The following is a 20,594-nucleotide window of genomic DNA, read 5'->3' as shown; positions in this document are numbered from 1 at the left end:
GTATTCGCTGCCTGCAAACAGCTGCATATAGGTATTGACCGTATTGCGGGAAATACCCAGAACGGAACCTATTTTACGGTTACTGTAACCGTCCAGATGTAATGTGAGTATTTGTTTTAAGTCCATCGGATCAAGTTTGTTGGCCATATCGCTGTATTTAGAGCGACAAGGTAATTCTTTCCCGATCTTTTTGAAGTGGCACAATTCGAACCGTAAAAAACGGAGCGATGGAAGAAAACTAAACCACTAAAGTGGCATCATTTGAACCGTAATAGCTGGCACCATCCGACCGAAATGACTGGCACAAATCAAACCGTAATATCCAGATAGGGCCTCCCTTAATTTTTTAAGGTCGTGGTCGCGTAGTTTCTCACGCTCAACCATTGAGCAAGGGAGGTTCCTTTTCTGTTCATTATATTTTACGGGCAACTTAAAAAGTTGGCTCTTTAGACTATTGATTTGTCCTCCAGAATAGTATATTTCATTGATCATTTTATTCATTCAAAATCATCGCTTTCATACCGATATAAACCAATTATTTTCGATAGCACACGATCTAGGTATAGCGATAAGATTTCAATCATTTAATTATCTGATAAATAGAGTTTAATCGTCTTGTGTCTGAAACAGGGCTTTCAATCTATTTGTCGCTAATATAGCTTAAATATGAAACATTATTTTAAGGGTGGAAGAGGACTGTCTTTTGGTGAGGGCCGTGTCCGACTACTGGCGGATGACAAAGACCTTTTTAGTCGCCCAGTAAATATTAATGATAGACTGCTTTCCCGAAGTAAATTCGGGACAAGCTTCTCTGCCTTTCGCAGTGACGAGATGGAGCGCAATGACGAGCGTGAGGTGAGGGGCAGTGACGGTAGAGAAGGCGAAGACATGGGGAGTTTTCGTTCTGCCCAGGACCTGCCTTTGTTCTGCCTTGGTTCTACCAAAACCGGGTCAATTCGCAATGGATTCCCGATGAATCCCCGATCACCATCGGGGTTTGATCGGGAATCGATCGGAAGTTCATCGGGGAAAGGTAGAACGTGGTTAGGTCTTGGTAGGTATCAAGTAGGGGCTTTTTCTGTTTATTGGTGGCCTATTGGTTGCTCATTCTTCGGTGTAGAGGTAAGCACAGACCGAAGAATAGGCAAAGAACAGGCAAACAAATACCAAACGAAGCCCAAGCCAAGTGCAGAGAAAGAGCAGAGAATAGGCAAAGAACAGGCAACGGATAGGCAGAGAACAAGCAGAGAACAGGCAGAGCATAAGCAGGGAATAAGTAAGGGGAGTGTATGGTCTTTTAATACACTCCCAATACACTGTTACTACTTAGCGCATACTTGGGTAATACTTAGGCAATACACGGAGAATGCTTCGGATAGAGTAGCAGGTTGGTTCGGTATGGCTTCGAGATGGGGTCGTACTAGGGTGCAGACAGGTTCGACTGTTGTTCGACCGTTGTTCGAGTCCTGTTCGAGAGCGAGTCGAAGCCTAGTCGAAGCGGAGTCGAACAGCACCCGAAGGTGTGTCGAAGAAGTCTCGAACACGTCCCGAAGCGCTGTCGAAGGACAGTCGAAGAGCTCTCGAAGAGTTGTCGAAGCGGAGGGGGCTCGAACTAAGGTTGAACTAGCCTTAACACAGGCTATAACTAGGGTTGAACTGGGAATGAACTACCAAACAACTAGGAATGAACTAGGAAGCATTCATAATCCTTCGAAATCGTTCATAATCCTTCAGAATCATTCGGAGGGCGCAGAGGCCTCAAGACTTCCTCTGAACCTTCTATGCGCCTTCTCTGAACATCAAACAGACATGCAGCGAACAAGAAACAAACATAAACGGCACATCGCTGACACATGTCCGACACATGTTCAAGACAACAACGGTACATGTTTGACACATGAACCACACATGAATGACACAATAAAAAGTAATGAAAAGCCACAGGAAAGGTACTGTAAAGGTACGGGAGAGGTACTAAATAGTGGGGGTAAAGGTACTGAAGAGGTACTGGAGAGCTACCAAAGAGGTACCAAAGACCTACATGCTGGCGGTAAGTCGGCAGTGGCTTTGGAGAGGGATAGAGATTGCTTCGGCGTAGTTTCCCACCTTCCCGATTCTCGGGACACGCGCAATGACGGGGAGTTGGTGGAAGAGCTGCGGGAGAAACGTTTGATTTTAAAGGGTTTTCGGGGGCTCTGTGAGGAGTTTAGGGTCAAAGTGGAGTCTATGGTCGTAAAAGAAAATAGAGGTCGGCAAATCGCTTTAAAACAAGCCGATCCTTTTGCAAAGTTTTTAGATATTCGTTCCGAGAGCCCTTCGGGGTTCTCTATTCCTCCGCCAACTGGCGGATACAATCGATATGACGGGAGGGGGAATCGAGGTAACGTACGAAGTGTGTGGTGTATGCAATTGGCCAAAGGCTATCAGCTATTAGCTTTAACGATATTTTGTGTGTTGTTTAACAATGTCTTTGCGCAGTCTCCGACAAAAGTTGGAGCTGTTGCGAAGGCTAAACAGGAGTTTGTAAAGGATATCCGCGGTACAGTAATCGATGCTGTGACCAAGAAGCCGTTAGCGGGAGTCGGGGTGGAGATTTACATTGATTCGGTAAAATATGCGGGTCGCTATGCATTGGACAATGGGGATTTTGATTTTAAAGGGGCGCATATCACACATGGTACCCTGAGGATTAGCAAAGCGGGATATATCAAGCAAGAGATCCCGATGTCGTTGTCTCAGAATGGCCCTTATGACGTTGCTTTACGTCCTGAAGCGATCGCTATCGAGGAGGTGGAGGTCATCAGTACGGGGTTCTTCAATGTGCCCAAAGAACGTGCTACGGGTTCTTTCACCCATGTGAATAATGAGCTGTTGAGCCGCTCGGTGGGTTCCAATGTGATCGATCGGCTAAAGGATGTGGTGCCTGGATTGACGTTTAATCAAAGTCAGATCGGCAAATCGACCATAAGTAACGAGCCCAGTATCTCCATACGTGGGCGCAGTACGATGAAAGGGAATGCCGAGCCCTTGGTTATTCTCGATAACTTTCCCTATGAGGGTAAAATAGAAGATATCAATCCCGAGGATATCGAGTCGGTCACGATATTGCAGGATGCCGCTGCTGCTTCCATTTGGGGTGCACGCGCAGGAAATGGGGTGATTGTCCTGACCTCCAAACAGGGACATCGGGAGCAGCCGCTGCAGGTAAGTATACGCTCGGATTATTCGATATCGGCCAAGCCTGATCTGTATTATGCGCCCACCATCCCGATGGATGAGTTTATCGAAGTAGAGCGTTTTCTGTTCAACAAAAATGCCTGGAATCCATACATCAATCAAGGGTATAGCTATATCACGCCTGTTGTAGAGTTACTTAAACAGCATCGGGATAAAAAGCTTACTGATATAGAATTGGAGTCTGCTTTAGATGTCTTGAAAGGGCAGGATGTACGTCGCGATCTGTCCAACTATTTCTATCGCCCATCATCGCTGCGGAAGACGTTTTTGGGTTTCAATGGTGGGGGCAAAAAGAATACCTATTATTTTTCTGCCGGCTACGACCAGAACGTGTCGGATAAAGTGGGGGCGGACAATCAGCGTATCAGCATCAATATGCGCAACAGTTACGAGGTATGGAAGGATAAACTAAGACTGGATGTGGGCCTGCTGTTTGCAAAAGCGCTGGATCGTTCTGATCGAAGTTCAAGTGTTGGCTACAATGTGCTGTACGACCGCTTGGTCGATGACAATGGCAATCCATTATCAATTGGCGGAAGCAATAAATTTCGCCAGAGCTATATTGATACCGCGGGCAATGGGCTGCTCAAGGATTGGAACTATCGTCCCGTAGAAGAGATTGGTATGAACGATGCTAGAACGCGCAGCCTAAACTATCAGTTGAATACGGGATTTGAATACAGAGCTTTGGACTGGCTGGTCTTATCCGGTAAATACCAATATGGTTCGGGGACTTCCGAAATCAATTGGTTGTGGGATGCCGCATCATTTCAGATGCGTAACCTCTACAACCAGTTTACCAAGATCAACCATGCCGCAGGTACTGCGAAATCGGCTATACCGGAAGGTGGCCAGTTGAATGCGACACAATCGACTTTTTCCAATCAGCATGGTCGTGCACAGTTGGCTGTGGATAAAGATTGGAATACACATCGGTTTAATATGATCTTGGGTGCAGAGATCAACAAGAGTCAGACTTTCCGCAGTGTACAGGAAACCATGCTGGGCTATCAGCCCGCTACCGAGACGTATACGCCTATGGATCTGGCAGCCCGCTATCCGCAGTATCATGTGACATCCTCGGGAAATCTGTTGGTGTCGCCTACGCAGAATCAGCGGGAGACTACGGACAATCGGAATGTGCTGCTGTTCGGAAATGCTTCCTACAGCTATGACAGGCGCTATACGGCTACGTTTTCGGTACGTAAGGACCGTGCTAATATCTTCGGTGTAGAGGCCAATAAAAAGGGAAAGCCCTTTATGTCGGCGGGTATGCTCTGGAACCTGCACGAGGAGGCTTTTGTACAGTTTCCTTGGTTACAGAAGCTTTCGCTGCGTGGTACACTGGGTACCATGGGCAACGTGAGTACGGCCTCGGCTTATCTTACCTCGCAGGTAGGGGCGATAGCAGATCCCGATAACGGGAGGAAATTTCAACGTATAATCACAGCACCTAATCCCTTACTGAGCTGGGAAAAGGTGCGTATGCTGAATGTGGCGATGGACTTTTCGTTGCTTAACAGTAAGCTTTCCGGTGCAGTAGAGCGGTATTACAGGACATCTACTGACCTCCTAAGTTATAACCCGATGAATCCCTCTTCCGGGGTGTCCACACTGTACGGCAACTGGTCGGCCATGAAGTCATCCGGATGGGATATCAGTTTGAACAGCCACTTGCGCTATGGCGATTTCTCTTGGAACGGCAACCTTATTTTTAGCTATATTAAAGATCGGGTCACGGACTATTACGAAAAGCCGACCAGCGATAGGTTATATCTTACATCAGCTATCGGTCAGTATCCTATTGAAGGTAAGCCTTTAAATGTGATTTATTCATTGCCTTATGCCGGATTGGACAACAAAGGGGATCCGCTGGGTTATGTGGATGGACAGATCAGTACAGACTATGCCAAGATCTATAACAATACGCCGCTTTCGGAGTATGTCTACCATGGACGGGCTACGCCCAATACCTTTGGGAGCTTGCGCAATAGCTTTGGCTATAAGGGTGCAGAGCTATCCTTTATGCTTTCTTACCAGCTGGGTTATTATTTCCGTCAGCAGGCATTTTCATCCTCCGCATTATATCAGGTTACAGGCTATGGCAGCTCGGTGTTCCAGTCGCAGTATCTACAGCGTTGGCAACAGGCAGGTGATGAGGCGACAACCCGTGTGCCGGCAGCGGTGTACCCTGTAAATGGCAATAGAGAGGTGTTTTATGGCATGACCGAGGATCATGTACAGCGGGGCGATCACATCCGATTTCGGGATATTCGCCTGTCGTATTCTTTTCCGGGACTAAAGAATAGCCTGATCAGGAATCTACAGTTGTACGGCTATGTCGATAATGTGGCGCTGTTATGGACTGCGAATGAGAGTGGGGTTGATCCATTGAAAATCCCGGGCATGGGGTTAACATACCCTACTCCAAGAACATACGCGCTGGGTGTTAATCTTAAAATTTAAATTATGCGAAACTTTACAAAACTTATATTTTTTACGCTACTGATGGTGTTTTCATCCTGTGAACAGTATCTGGACGTAAAGCCCCAGTCGAATATGGTGGTTCCATCGACATTGGACGATTTTGAACAGTTGCTGAATTATAGTACGGTATCAGCGACATCTCCTGAGTTATTGGAATTACAGGCTGATGATTTCTATTTGGATACAGACTATTGGTTTGGAATGCAGGATTTGCTTACGAAAAACACCTATATCTGGGCTAAAGATGTATATGGTACTTCGGAGTCGAATAGGGCTTGGGATCAGCAGTACAGCAAAGTGTTTTATGCCAATGCGGTGCTGGATGGTCTGGAGAAACTGGAACGTACAGCAAAGAATGCTGTACGCTATGATCAGATCAGGGGAGAGGCATTATTCCATAAAGCAGAAGCGGTCTATATCCTGGCGCAGTTGTTTGCTCCGGTGTATAATAAAGGAACAGCAACTACGGATCTGGGCATACCTATCCCGATGATGGCAGATGTCAACGAGAAAATGGAGCGACCAACAAACCATTACACCTTTAAATTTATTATCAACAGCTTGGTAGAAGCGGAGGGGCTCCTGAAATCTACTGCAGACTTTTCTCGCGCTTCGAAGCCCGCAGCCAATGCGCTGCTGGCAAGAGTGTACCTGTATATGGGCAACTATGAGTTGGCAGGGAAATATGCCGACCGCTCCCTATCCGTGTTTAACGATCTTATAGATTTAAATCTAGAAAGTATAAGAGACTTTAAACAGACATTGTTATTGCGTAGAATATCACCTGCTTATGAAATAAAAGGGGAATGGACTACAACAATAATGGATAGTACTCTTATAGCCTCTTACGCTCCTGATGATTTGAGGTTGAATAAGTTTTATGTTAAAAAGTCTTCGAAGATCTGGAATAAACGCAGTTTTTATAATATTTCTAATATTTGTTTCTCTGGGCTTGACGCAGATGAACAATACTTAATTCGAGCAGAGTGTTATGCACGTGCCGGAGATACCGATATTGCCTTGGCCGATCTGAATTTTCTACTTCAGCATCGTTTTGAATCGACAAAGTTTCTTCCTTATGTCAGTACGGATAAGGAAGAGGTATTAAAATGGGTGCTGGAAGAACGTCGAAAGGAGTTGGTATTTCGGGGATTGCGTTGGTCGGATCTAAAGCGGTTGAATCGTGATGGCTATAACATTGGTCTGCAAAGGAATCTGGGAGGAGAGGTCTACACCTTGCCCGTGGGAGATAAGCGATGGGTGTTCCCCATACCGACCAATGAGATCAAGATAACGGGAATACCACAAAATGAACGCTAAAATGATGAAATATCTATTATTCCTCATAGGCTTATTACTAGGTGTAGAGGTAGTTGCACAGCAAAAAGGAGCTAAGATCACGGTACAGTCTGATTACTTGTCGGAGCAGGATACCTTAGAGTTATACTATTGGAAAGACAGACTAAGCCACTATCCACTATATGACCCATTCGCAGTACAGTCAATAGTCTGTAGGAATGGTCGGGCTACCTTTTCCTTGGATTCTGTGTCAGAGAATGCGTTTGTGACCTTGGCCTTCCCTTATCAGAAAGTAGATGTTTTTCCTGTATTCTCTATACTCACGTCTACAAGGATTACAGCAGGTGACGACCTGCTGATAAATATCAGACCTGTAAAGGGGAGGTATAGGGCTTTTGATGGCGGGTACGACAGCAGGTTGCCGATATTTAAAGGCAATTGGCACTGTGATTTTAGCGGAAAAGGAGCAGCAAAGTTTCAAGCCTATATGTTATTGGATAGTTTATTAGATGATACGAACCCTAAAGACAGGTTTAATTTAGATAGGAGTAATAAAGTGCTTAGCGATCAGGTGACAAAATACCTGGTTAATCAGATGGAGAAATTTGAGAAGGGTGTCGCTATACTAAAGCAGTATAGCGATCAGATGACTACCGAGGAATACTCCCATCTGTCCAACGATTTTCTGGGAGTAATCTATGGTAGAGTCATGGGCTTTTTGTTTAAGTACAATGCAGATCCCGTATCCGAAGCGGAGTATGTACAGGTTCTACAGTACCTGCGCAAGGAATTGTATGCTCGCATGATCTACAGCGATACCTTTAATATGAATTCCCCAGAATTATACCATATTCTAACGATGATGGCTTATCTAGAGGGGCGAAGGATACCTGGGGACGAAGTCTATTTAAAAAGAGTCATGGGGGTGATTGATAAATACGGCCCTAATGATTTTATCCAGAGCCGATTGAAGACCTTTGGGTTGCTATCTAGATTTAGAGATGATCCGAATGGTCAGGTGCTGGAGGAAGTAAGGGCAACGATAAAAAACAGTTACGAACTGGAGCGACTCAAGGAACTGGATCTATTCGTGGTAGGAACAGAGTTTATCGATTTTACATTACCAGATCAGAATAATGTAAAGCATAGCTTGTCCGAATATAAAGGAAAAGTGGTGCTATTGGATTTTTGGTATATGGGCTGTATTCCCTGCAGGCGCTTGATTGAGCATATCATCACACCTTTGGCCAAGCATTATCGAGATGATTCGGATGTACAGGTGATTTTAGTGAGTCTAGATGATCAGGAACAACTGAAAAGATCGATTGCTCAAGGTGTCATCCCTAAAGAGGCAATAGCGCTGTATACGGAGAATCAGAAATTTCAACATCCTCTGATTAAAAAGCTAAAGATACCAGGCTATCCTTATCCCATGCTATTGGATAAAGAAGGTAAACGTATCGATGCTGCAGGGAAACTGCATGATTTGGATAAATTGATCGAAGTGATTGAGGCTTATAAATAAGAAATAGCGGAGTGAAGTGCTCCGCTATTTTAGATCATAATTACCTAAGAACGTTAACTATTTTTGTTCATAATCGCCTTTACATTCTACCCAGCCATCCACTTGAAGTGGGTGAGTAGGATCATAAACGTAGTGACAAGTTGCAGCTGCATTAGTTGTGCAATCGAAATTGGTCTCATAGAAACCTACAGATTCCATATTGGGTTCATCAATAGGAGGAAGAGTAGGTGCAGGTAATTGATCGTCGATCTGTCTGTAGCTTTCTACTGTTTTATCCTCACAGATACTTTGTTGATTATTAGCGAGTGCGTAGCCAACACTGCCCAATAGGGCAAAGAAGGCCAAAAGTCTAAATGTTTTCATTGCTTTTAGTTTAAAAAGGTTTTTTACTGTTTTTTGTTCTGTCCCGATGGCTCCTGGAGTTACGGGGTTGTTTTGAGCGTTTCTTTTCATAGCTTTTCTATTTGTTTCTTAGGTTATCATGACCTTTTGGTTTATTTATCAATAGGAGTATGCCTACAGCAACCAGTAGCACACCGAGATTGACCAGGTAGTGCTGCTCCCAACTCAGGCTCTTGAATGCACCCTGACAGGAGCAGGGCAGCGTTATCGCAAAATTGAGAATGGCGTAGATATATACACTGTACAGTAGCATAAGACCGGCTATACTCCAATAGAGCCAACGCTTTAAAGGAAAGAATAGCAGCAGGAATGCCATACTGTATTCTATAAAGACCACAAGAGCTGTGAGACCATAGGATATTCCGTTCGACGCGAAAGAAAGCGTCTCGATATGGGCCACAAAAGCCCGTATATCCATAACCTTCTTGGTAGCGGTATAGAGCAGGATCCCTGCCAGTGCAATCGCTAAGACCCGTGCCACTGAGCCGCGATAATCTGTTTTGCCGGTTTGTATTTGTAGTGTTTTCATTTCTTTTTGTAGTTATATAGTTATATAGTTATGAAGGTGATGAAGGTGATGTTTCAGCTAGGGGGCTATCCCGAAACTGATTCGGGATAGCTGCCTAACGAAGCACCTGTTTCTACCTATCGTGTGCCTTCAAAATCAAAGGTATATCAAATAGAAGGTGAGTCAGGGGTTGAAATCGGAGGGGCCGAATGCCGTTTCTGGCCAATGGAGAGGGGTGGAAGAGGGGGAGGGTGGGTAAAAGGTGATTATTTCTGTTTTTTGGCTTCTTGTGCAAAACGCGGTTTGCGGAGCGCAATCGCTGTTTTTGGGTGGTTTTGAGAGGGGTGATTGGGGGTGTGAAAGGGTGTACACCCCCTTATTTTAAAAAAAGTGTTTTTTTATGTGCCATGCTGTGAACAAAGTTTATCGGTGATGTTGTATGTTAGGGTAGCTCTGTGTAACAAGCTTAATTCGTTGATTACAAGTGTGTTTGATTTGTGTAGACCATTTTCATACCGTACTTAAGTCCTGAAATCATGGTCAATAGCTTTGATAATGGATGTTAAAAGGCGCCGCATCTTAATGGCCGATGCTTCCAGTGCTGCTTTCTCAAATTTCTCTAATGTCTTGTAGGATATTCTACGGTTGGTCTTGCTATGGATAAATGTTGCAAACGCTTTGGCGGTTTCTCGTTTACTGGGATAATCGAAGACCTTGGCCTTGTAGAGGTAATAGAAAAGGAGATTCAATTCGTCCCCGCTGAGTGTTGTCAATAGTGCGGTGTCTTCTTCGAGCGTAATGTCATCGGAGCTGTCCTCGAGTTTCTCGAGAATGCTGCTGACATACAGACGCATCTGCTCGAGCAATGGTTCGCGCAACTGGTCAAAACAGAAATCTGTGCTGCAATAGCTAAGCTGGAGCTGATGCTCGATATAGGCCAGATATTGCTGTCGCTCGTGTGCCGTATCGAGTGGTTGTAAGGACTGTGCCACCTGTTCCATCCAGCGGTTGAAGAAGCCTGGGTAGTTAAAGTTAAAGCGGATCATCAGGAATACAAAACGGTCGGTCCAGGCTTTGTCCCTATCATCATGAGCCATGTCTTCCAGTCCATCGAGCAGCTGTGGAAGGTAACTGAGGTGTGCATAATTACAGAAGGGCTGTTTGCAGGGATTGAAAAGAGTTTTCAGTGCAAATTCCAGTTCCAAGATATAACTCTCGGGTATTGCTTTTTCCGCAAGTTTGTCGCAGATAGCAGGGAGACGCCTTTCTACCTCTCCGGACAATAGCTGCTGCAGGTGCAACGGGGGCGTGTTGCTGGGCAGAAAGTAGAGGCTGAAAGAAAGCTCAAAGCGTAAATACAACTTCTCGATAGCTTCGAAATAGGAAGACAGGGAGGGCTCGCTCCAGAGCTGATCCAGCAGAAAGCTGATGGCGACATAGCACTGGTTGGTGACCTGGCTTGCCATCTTGGGCGTATGGATCTGCCGGAATAGGATGGACATGTTTGACGAGATCTCCGTGCACAGTTCGTCGATAGGTGGTGCAGGTTTTGTAACCGTCTTGCCTGAGCCTGATAGCTGTTGCTCTACGGCATCCTGTAATGGTGTCAGTGTGGATATCATATCGCTTGTCGTTTAAGGGTTTATTGTGTACCGGGCAATCGATACCTGATCCATATAGCGACCTGTTCCAGTGCCTCGGAGGGCTGGCGGCCAAAGGTCTGGCTCTGCTTGGATTGGCGTGAGAAGATAATGTCCTTGGGACTCTGGTAGACGATCTGTCGGGCGGTGGGCTCTTCCATGTAGAAGGTGATGAGCCGCCCTTGATCCCAGCTGTCGGCTACGCCTGCGGCGATGCGCTGCAGGTAGAGGCTGTCTATGGATTGGAGCTGCTCGGACTGCCTGTCCGTCAGGTCAAAATGTTCGTTGATCCACTGCACGGGCTGGGCGCGCAGGTAGTCGGTTTCGAGGCGGCGTTCGCTCGGTCTGAGACCCAGGATCTGGGTCTCGATGTCGGATACGCCCACGCTGTCAAAGTTCTGTTTCATCGGGTTTGTGTATTGATAAGACGGTAAGTAAATAAGCAAAGTCTTAAAAAACAACTGTTTGGCCGGCAAAAAGTAATATCATGCAAAATTTGTCGGATATTGATCGCCTCTGAAGGGGGATTTTGTGCTGTTGTACAAAAAATGTATAATATTGTACATTTTTTTTGGCATATCCGAGGGTAAATGGTTAACTTCGTATTTCACTAGTGCTCAGTTTGTTCTGTGCAGATAGGACACGAGCGAAGTACTGACCAATATAAACTGGATATGATACGACACATCCTCACGATTCTGTTATTATTGCTATGGTGCATGTTGGCCGCATACTTGATCAATGTATCGGTCAAGTTATTTGTTCCGTGGGAGCGTACTGCTTCACCAATCTTTATGGGGATGTATGTCGGTACCGTCGCGTTGATGATGCTCTATGTCTGCATGATCAATGGGGCATATAATGCTATTGTGTCCGGTAAGGTAACCAGCGATGTCGAGTCGGATATTAAGTTACTGGCCAACTATCTGCTGTTTGCGGTGACCCCACCTGTCCTTGTCCACAGAGTGTTGCTCCAGGTACTCGTAATGGTTGCGACCGAGGGGAAGGTAGGCATGCGTGATATCTTTTCTGATACAACCTACTGGAAGCAAGATTTTCCATTTCTGCTGTTGCCACTGGTTCTTACCGCCCTGTTTTTCTACTACTGGCCGCAGTACCGTATTTACAAGGAGACTATGCCGGATATTGTACCTAAGCAGGATGAGGGAGTAGTCTCTTGGTGGCGTGCGTACCGACAACCGAATATGCTGCTCAAGCAGCTGCGCAAACAGCTGAATCCAACAGTGTCATTAGAAGGAGGTATGATACGGCTGTATGATATCGTCTTTATCCTGTATGAAAATAAGAACTACTTTGCTATCCTTACCAATGGCGAGAAATGCCTGTTGCCACGATTTGAACCTAAGATGTTGAATAAATGGCTCCTAGGGGGATGGTTTGTCAAGACAAGCAGGAATGTACGGATCAACATGCTCTATGTACAGTATCCGATCGATAAGAGCGAATGGCTCCGGCTGGACGAGAAGGTATATGCGATACTGTTTGGCGAACAGGGCAAGTACAGTACAAAACTGTGTGCCAGTGGAGGCCGCTACTCCAGTCAGGTAAAGGCATTTCTCACGAACATCCCCACACTGAAAGAGGAGGGATGGGGCCTGCGGAATGTGAAGGTGAGCTGTACAGATTAGAGCGAAGCGTAGGTAATAAGACAGCTATTGACTAGGGTTTTAACGAACGTACCTCACTTCTTGTGCTGACATCTAACTTGACATAGAGTTTGCCTACATGGTATTTCACCGTGTGAACCGATATAAATAAACGTTCGGCTATTTCTTTATTGGAGTCGCCTTTCCAGATATGGTGAAGAACCTCTACTTCGCGATCGGTCAATTGAAATTGCGCTTGTATTTCTTCGATCATAAATTGATCCCGATCTGTCGGTGCACTCAGCGTGTAAGTGGAGGTTTCTTGTTTGTTTTTTTCATACTCAAGTTCTTTATCCAGCCTTAAGAGCGACAGGTAATGTCTAAGTTCTGTTTTGTAACGTGCGTTTTCTTCACGAAGGGTCCGTACCTTAAAAATGAGCGCAAAGCTGATGGCGACAATTTCGATGGCACTTGTAAGCCGTAGCGTATGTATATTGAAGATTGATAAAAAGTTGAAGTCATAACGACGGTATAATGCATACCCGATCCCAACAAAAACGAGTAGACCAAAATTGATGAGTAAAAAACGGGCGTAAGGACTGGTCTTGAAAAGCTTGCCGGCCTGATAGAAACAAAAGGCAGGAAGGGCAAAGCGAATAAGTAATGATATAAGGTTGAAGCCCCACCAATCGGTATAGCTATAAAGGGAAGCCGTTGATAATAGACTGATTGCGGATATAGCGATTAGCTTCCCGAAAAATGGAATATGCTGCCTAAGATCGAGAAAATAATAGGTGAATATTGCCGCTAACAGACAGGAAGCAGAGGTGTTCCAGATGGAAAAATAGGGTAATATCCATTCCTGGTTGGAGAAGTAGTAAAACATCCCGTCCTCATAAAAGAAGGTCAGGAAGATGGAGAGCTGTAATAAAGCATAGGTGATAAACCGTGGGTCGATAAATATGAGGTAAAAAACAATGTTGAAGAGAATAACCATTATCGCAAGCCCATAATACATGCTGAAGTATAGGACAATAAGCGAAGCCGATTGACCAAACCGGCCAATTTCATTGTTGAATAGTTGCAGTTCATGGGGATCCGATTTTCTGATATTGATGTAATATTCGGTTGCAGATGGTATGTAATAATATACCGGGTATCGGGTTTGGACCTGCAGGCCGTTGCGGTCTACATTTTTCTTTAAGCGTATCAACTGTCCTCCCTCATAGGCATATAGATCGTAGTCCATTATATGAATGGAGCGGTTCTGAAACAGAACGACGTGATGAAGGAGGCTGTCGGCGATATGGCCTCTTACCCAGGTGTCGCCAGAGCTGTCCTGGGCGCGGTATAGATCGGAGTGGGTGTGCAAAGGCCGGTAGCTAAGCTGGGTAATCTTTAAGGAGTCCATGCTGCTTGCCCGGCTGTCGCTTGAGCTTGAAAGTAGTACGAAAATGGCCAGTAAAAATGCCTGTACTGAAAAAGATAGATACTCCCAAAGGATATTCATAATAGGCTTTATGCTACATGGATATTTCATAAAATAATTGTCAGAATCGGAAGCCAAACATAGAAAGAATTTAAGAGGATACAAAACTGTTCACACAATCAGGTTCGGCATAACAGGTAATTAAATAGACCATGGTATAGGCAGTCTAACGGCTCTGAAAGGCGATAATGAGCGGTTTATTTACAAAACTAGCCAAAAGGTATAGCGGTATAGGTGTTCAGATGCAGTAGTTTTGACGGTATTAGTAGATTGTTATCCTATTCTTATGAGTTATTATTACAAGGTTATTATTTCGTTGATAGGGAGCTTATGCTTTCTATTGGTACAACCTCTTCTGGCAGGGATAAATGGCGAGCGTGAGCTTCAAGAAACGGCGTTGACTCCGGTTGTTTTTATCCCCAGTGCAGAGAATATTCTCTACGTCGACAAAAGCGTCGATCAGACCGCTGGGGGCTATACCGGTTCGGGAGATAGTTGGGTAAATGCTATACCTGAATTGGCGGATGCGCTAAAATGGGCCAACGATAATAAAGCAACTAACTTATGGGGTGCCAGCAATCCTTTAAAGATCTACGTAGCCAAAGGCATATACAAGCCTAAGTATTCGCCTGAAGATGGTGCAAAGTACGGAACCGACCAGGGGCCTGACAATGCTTTTTTAATGGTCAATAATGTACAGCTGTACGGTGGTTTTTACCCTGCAAACGGCATCTCCGACCTGAACCACGAGCGTATTCTCCCGGGTGTGCAGGGCGCTCCGGCGGGTGGCACCGTACTAAGCGGTGATCTGGGTGTGCCTGATGATGATACCGACAATGCCTACCATGTAGTAGTTTCAGTAGGAGACGTAGGCAATGCCTTGTTGGATGGCTTTAGTATTCAAGGAGGAAATGCTAACGGAACTAGCTCTCTACAGGTTTATGGAAAAAATATTGCTCAAGACTATGGCGGAGGGATATATAATATTAGTTCTTCACCTTTGTTGACGAATGTATCGATTAGCGGTAATATAGCAAATTCAGTTGGCGGAGGAATGTATAATCTTAGTTCTTCGCCTTTGTTGACGAATGTAACGATTAGGGGTAATACAGCAAATAATTCCGGCGGTGGGATGTTTAATAATCTTAGTTCTTCGCCTTTGTTGACGAATGTAACGATTAATGGTAATACAGCAGCTGTTCTTGGAGGAGGGATGTATAATTCTTCTTCTTCACCTAAGTTGACAGATGTTATGATTAACGATAATATAGCAGCTGTTGAAGGAGGGGGAATGTATAATCTTAGTTCTTCACCTTTGTTGACGAATGTTTTGATTAGCGGTAATACAGCAAATTCAGCTGGCGGTGGGATGTGTAATGTTAGTTCTTCACCTTTGTTGACGAATGTAACCATTAGAGGTAATACAGCAGCTGTTCTTGGAGGAGGGATGTGTAATTCTTCTTCTTCACCTAAGTTGACGAATGTTTTGATTAGTGATAATACAGCAAGTTTTAATGGCGGTGGGATGTATAATTCTTCTTCTTCTTCACCTTTGTTGACGAATGTAACGCTTAGTGGTAATACAGCAAATGAATGGGGTGGTGGGATGTATAATTTTTCTTCTTCCCCTGTTTTAACCAATGTAACCATTGCCAACAATAAAACAGGCACTAGTGGAGGAGGGATGCTTAATCATTATTCTTCTTCACCTAAAGTTTATAACAGCATTATTTGGGGCAATACCAAAACGGATGGTACTACGGTTGACAATATATTCAATCAAAGCAGTAGCCCAGAGTTTTATACCAGCTTAGTACAGGGCAGTGGTGGTAGTACGAGCTGGGCTTCTGCTTTTGGTACAGACGGCGGTAATAATATAGATGCCGATCCTTTGTTTGCAGATATGGCAAATGGTGATTATAGTTTGCAAAGCGGTAGCCCTGCCACTGATGCGGGAAAGAATAACTACTATACCGATACGGACAAAGGTAATGGAGATTTGACAGTTGATAAAGACTTGGCGGGCAATCCTCGTTTGTTTGGCTCAGCTATCGATATGGGAGCTTATGAGTATCAAGGTGTCCAATATACTCCCAATGCGGACAATATCCTCTACGTCAACCAAAGCGTCGGTCAGATCGCTGCGGGCTATACGGGTTCGGGAGATAGCTGGGCTAACGCCATACCCGAACTGGCGGATGCTTTGAAATGGGCCAACGATAATAAAGCAGCTAACTTATGGGATACCAATAATCCTTTAAAGATTTACGTCGCCAAAGGTACCTACAGGCCGAAGTATTCTCCCGAAGATGGTGCAAACTACGGTACGGACCAAGGGCGTGACAATACCTTTTTGATGGTGGAGAATGTACATCTCTACGGGGGATTTGTAGGGGTAGAGTCAAACCCAACGGAGCGGGTACTATCCGCAATAGGGGCGACGGGAACTATACTGAGTGGAGATTTGGACGAAAATGATATTGTAAACGGACTAGGGACTAGTCTAAGCATTCAAAATAATGATGAAAATGCATATCACGTAGTGATGGCTTCAGGTGACGATCGGGACTTAAATGTTTTTATAGATGGATTTGAGATAACCGGAGGTAACGCCAATGGTAGTGGGGATATTTGGGTGAATACAACTGTTTCTAGAAACGCAGGGGGTGGATTTTATCTTTCAACTTCGGGAAAGATTACCCTGACCTTAAATAACTCGAGGATTAGTGGGAATTCGACTGATAGTGAGGGAGGTGGCATTTACTCCTATGCTTATGCACCATTTGCGATTTCTAAGTCTCCACATTCTGAAATAATATTGAAAAATGTCCATGTAATAGAAAACTATGCGGTAGGTAACGGTGGTGGAATTTATAGTAAATCTTATTATAGCCCTAATAATAGCACTAAAACTTCAGCTTCTGGTATAATATTCGAACATGGAGCTGTTAGCGGAAACTATTCTGGTGGTTTTGGGGGAGGGATCTTTTCAGACGCATTTACGAATGCTACAACAGGGGCCTCGTCTTTGCTGAATATCAGTCTAGTAAGAGTTAGTGAGAATCACTCCAACTTACAGGGAGGTGGCATTTTTTCAGGTGCTGATGGGGGGTATTCTAGAGTCGAGATTTCTAAATCTGAGCTGACTAAAAACACAGCAAAGAATGATGGAGCAGCAATTAGTACATCAGCTCCTTTTGGTACCAATCATGAAAATACGATTGCTTTACATAGCTGTACTGTCGTAGGGAATAGAGGAAATTCTTACATCGCTTACAACGGTGGAAAACGGAACTTTAATGTAGGTAATAGTGTTTTTCTAGATAATAGAAAAGCCGATAATAGTAACAGCTCAATGATCGGAACACCGGTAAAAAATATTGGGTATAGTTTGATACAGGGTGAAACGAGTACGACAAATGGGAATGTTAGCGCAGCTGGTCTTACTATCGGACAGGTTTTTACCGACTCTGCTAATGGTGATTATAGCTTGACAGATAATAGTCCGGCAATAGATGCGGGAAGTAATACCTTATATCAAGGCGATTTAGCCAATGACCTGGATCTGGCTGGCAGTCCAAGATTGTATCATAATACCATTGATATGGGAGCCTATGAGTATCAAGGTGTCCAATATACTCCCAATGCGGACAATATCCTCTACGTCAACCAAAGCGTAGATCAGACTGCTGCGGGCTATACCGGCTCGGGCAATAGCTGGGATAATGCTATACCTGAATTGGCGGATGCGCTAAAATGGGCCAACGATAATAAAGCAACTAACTTATGGGATGCAAACAATCCTTTAAAGATATATGTAGCAAAGGGAACGTATTTACCCAAATACAGTCCGGAAGACGGGATTGCCGATCCTGCTAACCCAATGGATAACCGAGATAAAAGTTTCCTGATGGTGGAGAACGTCCAATTGTATGGAGGCTTTGACCCATTAAATAATATAATAACATTAGATGACACTCGTGTGATGCCAGAAGTGCTCGCAGGTGGTGTGCCAAAGGAAAGTAGCACAATCCTAAGTGGCGATATAGGTTTGATAGCAGAGAAAGGGGATAATGCATATCATGTGGTGGTTTCATCGGAATATGTAGGAACGGCATTGCTGGATGGATTTTTGATTCATGGCGGAAATGCAACAGGTGGCCAGTCTTCAATCCGTATAAATAGTAATTATATAAAACGTTGGAATGGTGGAGGTATCCACTTGTATGATTCCTGTCCAGTCTTAAGAAACTTAGTGATCTCTCAAAACCACGCGGATAAACATGCGGGAGCTATAGCAATGGAAGCCATCCAAAACTATTCTTTTTTATACAATATATTGATTTGTCATAATACCTCTGAATATGGAGCAGCAATAGTTTTCTGGGGAGCTGAGGGAAAAGGAAATTTCTCAAATTTGACGATGTATGACAACCAATCGATCAGTGGCTCATCATTATTTGGCTTTTTTGGAACGACATTTTTGCTGTCCAATAGTATATTGGTGGATGATGAGTGGAGTAAAATAGGAGTGTCGGAACTGAAAAATACTTTACTCATTGGAGATGATGATTATGAAAGTATAGTGTGGACTGATGGTGGAGGAAATATAATTACCGCGGAAAGCCCGTTTAGAAATGAGCAGGAAGGGGATTTCAAATTAAAGGAATCTAGTCAAGCTCAGGATGCAGGGAATGCACAGGTCTATTGGAACCTACTGCATGACGCAGCACCTTCGACTAATCCATTATTAATGCCCGAAGCTGAAAATGAATCTTGGGGAAGGGACTTGGCAGGTGAAAGGAGATTTAGAGGAGAGGCTATTGATATGGGGGCTTATGAGTATCAGTGCGAACAGGTCAATTATGACAATGTAGTGTTTGAAGATGCAGATGTTACTTATAATGGGGGCGTGCATATGATACTAGCAACAGATCTCCCACAGGGTGTTACTGCTGCGTACGAAATCAAGGACGAAGCCGGTGCTGTGGTTACAGAAGCGGTAAATGTAGGAACTTATACCGTTACGGTTACACTTTCGGGTTGTGGACAGGACAAAGACTTGACAGTCACGCTCAAGATTGAGGCTGCTACACTGACGGTAACTGCTGCGAGCGGACAGGGCAAAGTGTATGGTGAAGCCGATCCTGTGCTGACTTATATGGTTTCGGGTTATCAAGGTACGGATGACAACAGTATCCTAAGTGGTGCATTGAGCAGAACAGTAGGCGAGGATGTAGGTGCTTATGCGATTGGTCAAGGTAATTTAAACGCGGGCAGTAATTATAATATAGATTTTACAAGTGCTGATTTTGCTATTTCTAAAGTTACGCTGACGGTAACTGCTGCCAGTGGACAGGGCAAAGTGTACGGCGAAGCTGATCCTGTGCTGACTTATACGGTTTCGGGTTATCAAGGTACGGATGACAACAGCATCCTAAGTGGTGCATTGAGCAGAACAGTAGGGGAGAATGTGGGAGCCTACCCGATTGGGCAGGGCGATTTAAGCGCAGGTGCTAATTACGCTATAGACTTTACGGGAGCTGATTTTGCTATTTCTAAAGCTATACTTACAGGTATCCGCTTCGATGACACAAGTTTTACTTATGATGGTGATGTTAAAGTGATGGTTATCAAGGGGGAGATGCCTAGCGGTATATCGGTGAGCTATACGAATAATGAACAGACGGAAGCTGGCGAATATGTGGTTACGGCTATTATCGATGGGGGTAGGAACTATGAAAATGCTTCGGAGACCGCTAAGCTGACGATTAAAAAAGCCAAGCAGGTCATCAGTTTCAGTGCTCCTGAAGAACTGGGGCGTGATGCAGGGACAGTATCGTTGGATGTACACTCGGATGCTGGCTTACCGGTCAGTCTCTTTGTTGATGATCCTTCCATCGCTACGGTATCTGGCACGGAACTTAGGGTTCATCGCCTAGGAACCTTCCAGATTACAGCAACTCAGCTTGGAGATGCTAATCACGAGGCTGCGGCAGCAGTTACTGTTACGGTACGGGTGGTTGCAGGCGCTGGTGCTAAACTGCCAATTGTTTTGCATAAAGCATTATCACCAAATGGGGATGGTATCAACGATTTCTTGACCATCGAGGGTATACAAGATTATCCGGAAAATAAGGTGACCATCTTTGATAAGAGCGGTGCGGTACTCGCAGAAATCATTGGTTACAACAATAGGGACAACGTATTCACTGGTAAGGAAAGCCGTGATGGTACCTATTTCTATTATCTGGATCTGAAAGATAACGGCGTATGGAAAAGAGAGAAAGGATATTTTGTGATTAGGCGGTGAAGAAGTTAATCCCGATGAATCGGGGCTTCGTTTCACTACGCGAGTGAACAAGTTAACGAGTGACCGTGCTATCATGATCACTTGTTA

The 20,594-nt window shown here is 44.6% G+C and carries 13 protein-coding genes; 6 read left to right on the top strand and 7 right to left on the bottom strand.

Going from position 1 to position 20,594, the window contains the following annotated elements:
- On the bottom strand, window positions 1-126 hold a 126-nt coding region (locus tag M472_RS45030), incomplete at its 3' end, for a LuxR C-terminal-related transcriptional regulator (RefSeq protein WP_235049527.1).
- A gap of 120 nt (window positions 127-246) precedes the next feature.
- Window positions 247-501, bottom strand: a complete 255-nt coding sequence (locus tag M472_RS40140) for a hypothetical protein (protein ID WP_021071670.1) — start codon at window positions 499-501, stop codon at window positions 247-249.
- Between the two features lie 165 nt (window positions 502-666).
- On the opposite strand from M472_RS40140, the gene M472_RS40135 reads away from it, so the two are divergent.
- Genes M472_RS40135 through M472_RS40125 form a run of 3 tightly spaced genes read left to right on the top strand, consistent with a single transcriptional unit; the run spans window position 667 to window position 8,548 of the window.
- A complete protein-coding gene (locus tag M472_RS40135; protein ID WP_021071669.1) occupies window positions 667-5,703 on the top strand; it encodes a SusC/RagA family TonB-linked outer membrane protein in 5,037 nt (1,678 codons plus the stop codon).
- Window positions 5,704-5,706: 3 nt separating this feature from the next.
- Window positions 5,707-7,044, top strand: a complete 1,338-nt coding sequence (locus M472_RS40130; RefSeq protein ID WP_021071668.1) for a RagB/SusD family nutrient uptake outer membrane protein — start codon at window positions 5,707-5,709, stop codon at window positions 7,042-7,044.
- A 1-nt stretch (window position 7,045) separates the two neighbouring features.
- Complete coding sequence (locus M472_RS40125; protein WP_158499932.1) at window positions 7,046-8,548, top strand: TlpA family protein disulfide reductase; 1,503 nt, start codon at window positions 7,046-7,048, stop codon at window positions 8,546-8,548.
- Between the two features lie 57 nt (window positions 8,549-8,605).
- On the opposite strand, the gene M472_RS40120 is transcribed toward M472_RS40125, so the two are convergent.
- From M472_RS40120 to M472_RS40110, 3 genes are all read right to left on the bottom strand, one after another.
- Complete coding sequence (locus M472_RS40120) at window positions 8,606-9,001, bottom strand: hypothetical protein (RefSeq protein ID WP_021071666.1); 396 nt, start codon at window positions 8,999-9,001, stop codon at window positions 8,606-8,608.
- A 7-nt stretch (window positions 9,002-9,008) separates the two neighbouring features.
- The gene (locus tag M472_RS40115; RefSeq protein ID WP_021071665.1) at window positions 9,009-9,479 is read right to left on the bottom strand and encodes a MauE/DoxX family redox-associated membrane protein; all 471 of its coding nucleotides are present in this window, start codon (window positions 9,477-9,479) and stop codon (window positions 9,009-9,011) included.
- 500 nt (window positions 9,480-9,979) lie between these two features.
- Window positions 9,980-10,819, bottom strand: coding sequence for a hypothetical protein (locus M472_RS40110; RefSeq protein WP_144062770.1), 840 nt, complete (start codon window positions 10,817-10,819; stop codon window positions 9,980-9,982).
- Between the two features lie 88 nt (window positions 10,820-10,907).
- Between M472_RS40110 and M472_RS45275 the strand changes: the two genes are divergently transcribed.
- Complete coding sequence (locus tag M472_RS45275) at window positions 10,908-11,096, top strand: hypothetical protein (RefSeq protein WP_144062769.1); 189 nt, start codon at window positions 10,908-10,910, stop codon at window positions 11,094-11,096.
- A gap of 4 nt (window positions 11,097-11,100) precedes the next feature.
- Here M472_RS45275 and M472_RS40105 read toward each other — a convergent pair whose 3' ends face one another.
- Window positions 11,101-11,505: a hypothetical protein gene (locus tag M472_RS40105; RefSeq protein WP_021071663.1), complete on the bottom strand. Its 405-nt coding sequence runs from the start codon at window positions 11,503-11,505 to the stop codon at window positions 11,101-11,103.
- A 267-nt stretch (window positions 11,506-11,772) separates the two neighbouring features.
- On the opposite strand from M472_RS40105, the gene M472_RS40100 reads away from it, so the two are divergent.
- Window positions 11,773-12,747, top strand: a complete 975-nt coding sequence (locus M472_RS40100) for a hypothetical protein (RefSeq protein WP_144062768.1) — start codon at window positions 11,773-11,775, stop codon at window positions 12,745-12,747.
- 31 nt (window positions 12,748-12,778) lie between these two features.
- Here M472_RS40100 and M472_RS0123040 read toward each other — a convergent pair whose 3' ends face one another.
- Window positions 12,779-14,245: a LuxR C-terminal-related transcriptional regulator gene (locus M472_RS0123040; protein WP_144062767.1), complete on the bottom strand. Its 1,467-nt coding sequence runs from the start codon at window positions 14,243-14,245 to the stop codon at window positions 12,779-12,781.
- A 235-nt stretch (window positions 14,246-14,480) separates the two neighbouring features.
- On the opposite strand from M472_RS0123040, the gene M472_RS40095 reads away from it, so the two are divergent.
- Entirely contained in the window at window positions 14,481-20,507 is a 6,027-nt protein-coding gene (locus M472_RS40095; RefSeq protein ID WP_021071660.1) for an MBG domain-containing protein, read from the top strand.
- Window positions 20,508-20,594: the final 87 nt, after the last annotated feature.

It is taken from the genome of Sphingobacterium paucimobilis HER1398 (assembly GCF_000416985.1).
In the GTDB taxonomy this organism is placed as follows: Bacteria; Bacteroidota; Bacteroidia; order Sphingobacteriales; family Sphingobacteriaceae; genus Sphingobacterium; species Sphingobacterium paucimobilis.
This window is presented reverse-complemented; position numbering and strand designations above follow the sequence as displayed.